Source organism: Yoonia sp. (assembly GCF_014859355.1).
GTDB lineage: Bacteria > Pseudomonadota > Alphaproteobacteria > Rhodobacterales > Rhodobacteraceae > Yoonia.
In genome coordinates this window covers 1-3465 of sequence record NZ_JACUUJ010000085.1, presented here as the reverse complement: position 1 = coordinate 3465, position 3465 = coordinate 1, and the positions used below count along the sequence as shown (strand labels likewise).

At 56.3% G+C, this 3465-nt stretch carries 4 protein-coding genes; 2 read left to right on the top strand and 2 right to left on the bottom strand.

Going from position 1 to position 3465, the window contains the following annotated elements; translation table 11 throughout:
* Both IBX59_RS14965 and IBX59_RS14960 read right to left on the bottom strand, forming a co-directional pair.
* The coding region (locus IBX59_RS14965) for a hypothetical protein (RefSeq protein ID WP_296376992.1) at positions 1 to 308 on the bottom strand (308 nt) is incomplete at its 3' end.
* A gap of 10 nt (positions 309 to 318) precedes the next feature.
* Positions 319 to 1218 (bottom strand): NAD(P)-dependent oxidoreductase, encoded by a 900-nt coding sequence (locus IBX59_RS14960; RefSeq protein WP_296376990.1) that lies wholly within the window; start codon positions 1216 to 1218, stop codon positions 319 to 321.
* A 289-nt stretch (positions 1219 to 1507) separates the two neighbouring features.
* Between IBX59_RS14960 and IBX59_RS14955 the strand changes: the two genes are divergently transcribed.
* The gene (locus tag IBX59_RS14955; RefSeq protein ID WP_296376989.1) at positions 1508 to 2575 is read left to right on the top strand and encodes a 2,3-butanediol dehydrogenase; all 1068 of its coding nucleotides are present in this window, start codon (positions 1508 to 1510) and stop codon (positions 2573 to 2575) included.
* Positions 2576 to 2606: 31 nt separating this feature from the next.
* The gene (locus IBX59_RS14950; protein WP_296376987.1) at positions 2607 to 3455 is read left to right on the top strand and encodes an SDR family oxidoreductase; all 849 of its coding nucleotides are present in this window, start codon (positions 2607 to 2609) and stop codon (positions 3453 to 3455) included.
* Positions 3456 to 3465 lie beyond the last annotated feature (10 nt).

Here is a 3465-nt window from a genome sequence, read left to right as displayed (position 1 = left end):
TGGGTCTTGAGGCCGCCACCACGCGGCACCTGACAAATTAGGCCGTCCTCGATCATGCGCATGACCATCCGGTTGCCGGTGCTGTAAGGCACACCTGCAAGCGTAATCAGACCGGATTTGTCGATGGGCTTGTGGCGCAACTGCGCATCAACAAGTTCAAGAACGATATTCCAGTAAACATCCGGCTTTGCCGTCGGTAAACCGGCGTCAAAAGGCGCGCGCAACTTGCGTAGAAAATCGACGATGCGCGATAACTCGTGGCCGGTGATTTCGGGCTTTGCTGTCTGCAACGTTGCCTTTTGCTGCACGGTGAATTCCCTATTGCGATGACATGTCAGAATGCCATTTCACCAAAGCGAAGAAATCTGCATCTTGCAAGCCCGCGTTTGCAGCGGCGCGATACAACTCCAGGATTAGGCCGGACGTCAGCAGCGGAACGCTGTTTGAACGCGCTGCGTCACTGATCAGCGTGAAATCTTTGATCATCTGCATGACACTGAACGCGGGGCTGAAATCGTCGGAAACAACCGCTGCTGTCTTGTATTTCAAAAGAGGGGACGCAACTGCACTTTCACCGATCACTTCCATCATGCTGGACCGCGTCAGTCCACCGCTTACCCCCAACGACAGCGCCTCGGCAAGAAGCGCGGATGTTCCCCCTACAAGTGTGTTGATGACAAGTTTCATATAGCGCGCTTCGTCCCCGGTGCCGAGGTAGAACCGGCGCGACGACATGACCTCAAGATACGGCAGCACCGTTTTCCATGCTGCTTCGTCACCGGATGCCAGAATGGTCAGTGTCGCATTCTCAGCCATCACCGTACTGCCTGACAATGGCGCGCGCAGGTATAAAATATCTTTTTTTGCAAGGGCTTCGGCCACTGTTACAGAGGCGATCGGGGACACCGTGCTCATGTCCACAAAGATCGCGCCGGGGGCGAGTATATCGGCCAGCCCTGCATGATCTGCCGTTCCGCTGACAATCGCGATCAGCGCGGAATCGTTTGGCACGGTTGAAAATATGATGTCCATCGCGGCCATGTCGGCCAGCGTCGCGGCGGCGGTTGCGCCCTTGGCGACGGCCGCGCTGACAGCGCATGCGTCCGGGTCACACACGCAAACGGGATCGGAGTTGGCAAGCAGGTTCCGGATCATGGGACCACCCATCTTGCCCGCACCGATCCAGCCAATTTTTCGATCGCTTTGTCCGACAGTCATGATTTCCTCCAAAGGCAACGATTTCCTGACGACTTCTAGCAGGTCCACATCGGCGCGATTTCTAAAATTTATTCCAAGCGGAGAAATTAACTACTGCTCAGCCGATCATCGTTGATATGGTCACACCATCAGAAGCACGGGTCTTGGGAGGGATTCACATGATCATCCTGTCGTTCGACGTATCAGCGTAGCCGTTTGTATCGTGCGTTTTCATGCAAGGCCTGGCCCGCACATGCGCGGCATTGCTTCCACAATTTTTCACGCAAAAGACAGCACTGGAGTCCAGCCAATGAGAGCGGTTCGTTTTCACGCAGCAAAAGATATCCGTGTCGAAGATGTGCCAGAGCCGTCCGGCAAACTGGCCGCTGATGACGTTTTGATCGCACCTTTCGTCACCGGTATCTGTGGCACGGATCTGCACGAATATCTTGCCGGGCCGATTGTGACGCCTGTTGAACCGCACATCTATACCGGCGTGACGAATCCCCAAATTCTGGGCCATGAGTTTTCCGCCAAGGTGCTCGCGGTCGGTGATGCTGTCAGCCATATCGCGGCGGGTGATCGGATCTCTGTTCAGCCGCTTTTGTCGCCGCGCAACGACTATTACGGCAAACGTGGGCTTTACCATCTTTCCCCGTCGATGGGGTGTGTCGGGCTCAGTTGGGCCTGGGGCGGGATGGCAGAAAAGGCCGTGGTCAAGGACTATAACGCGCAGCCGATCCCGGATGGCATCACCGATGAACAGGCCGCAATGATCGAACCTGCGGCGGTGGCGCTTTACGGGGTTGATCGTGGCGGCGTGACCGCCGGGTCCACGGTGCTGGTGTCCGGGGCAGGGCCGATTGGTGCGCTGACCGTTCTGGCCGCGAAAGCGGCAGGGGCCGCTGTCATCATCGTCTCGGAACCGAACCCGAACCGCCGCCGGATCATCAAGGAAATCGCGCCCTACGCGCATGTCATTGACCCCGCAGGTGGCAACATCCTGACAGCCGTCGCTGATCTGACCGAAGAAGGTGTGGGTGTCGATGTCGCGCTGGAATGTGTCGGGCTTGAGGTGTCTTTGAACACCTGCGTGCAGGCCGTGCGCCGTCAGGGCAAGGTCGTGCAGGTCGGTCTGCACATGAAACCGGCCAGCATTGATGCGATGCTTTGGGCGCTCAAGGACATCACGGTAGAGGCAACATGGTGCTATCCGACGCAAATCTGGCCGCGCATCGCGCGCATGATTGCTGCAGGGATTTTCCCTGTCGAAAAGGTCATTACCGCACGTATCGACGCCAAGGATGTCGTTGAAAAAGGGTTCGAAGCCCTTCTCGACCCGGCAGGCGAACACCTGAAAATCCTTGTCACCACTTAAAATTTATCCAGACAAACGGAAGTCCAAATCTATGACCGCAAATAATATCGCACTCATCGTCGGTGCCACGGGACTATCAGGCAGCTACACCGGTCGCCTGCTCAAGGAAAACGGCTGGACTGTCGTGACCCTATCGCGTGGCAACGTCGATCTGGACTTTTCGGGTCGCCATATCGCGGCGGACCTCAAAGATGCTGCAAGCACCAAGGCTGCTTTGGCCGCAGCGCAGGATGTGACCCATGTGTTTTATTGCACATGGTCACGCGAAGCCAACGAGGACGAAAACGTTCGGGTCAACGCCCTGATGATCCGCAATTTGTTCGAAGGCATTGCCGATGCGCCGGTCAAACATGCTGCGCTTGTGACCGGCCTCAAGCACTATCTGGGATCGTTCGACGATTACGCCAAGTTCACACCTTACACGCCCTTCCTTGAAAGCAGCCCACGTCTTCCGGGGCCGAATTTTTACTATGCCCAAGAGGACGTTCTGTTCGAAATGGCGCAAAAACAGGGTTTTAACTGGTCCGTGCACCGCCCGCATACAATGATTGGCCTTGTGATCGGCAATGCGATGAACATGGCCGTGACCTTGGCCGTCTATGCGTCGATCTGCAAACACACAGGCCAGCCGTTCGTCTACCCCGGATCACCCGAGCAATATAATGCCGCCACAGACGTGTCTGACGCGCGCGTCGTCGCGGCGCAATTGATGTGGGCAGCCACAACACCCGAGGCCGCGAATATGCCGTTCAACACGGTCAACGGCGACATTTTCCGCTGGACGTGGCTCTGGCAGCAAATTGCAAATTATTTCAGGGGCAATTGGCTTTGTTTTGTTAATGGGTATGCTTTATTTTCAGGCATTTGCCTGGTTCGATGATATGGCGGGG

Coding starts and splice junctions, on each gene's coding strand:
- IBX59_RS14960 (WP_296376990.1), bottom strand. CDS start 1,218: ATGACTGTCGGACAAAGCGATCGAAAAATTGGCTGGATCGGTGCGGGC.
- IBX59_RS14955 (WP_296376989.1), top strand. CDS start 1,508: ATGAGAGCGGTTCGTTTTCACGCAGCAAAAGATATCCGTGTCGAAGAT.
- IBX59_RS14950 (WP_296376987.1), top strand. CDS start 2,607: ATGACCGCAAATAATATCGCACTCATCGTCGGTGCCACGGGACTATCA.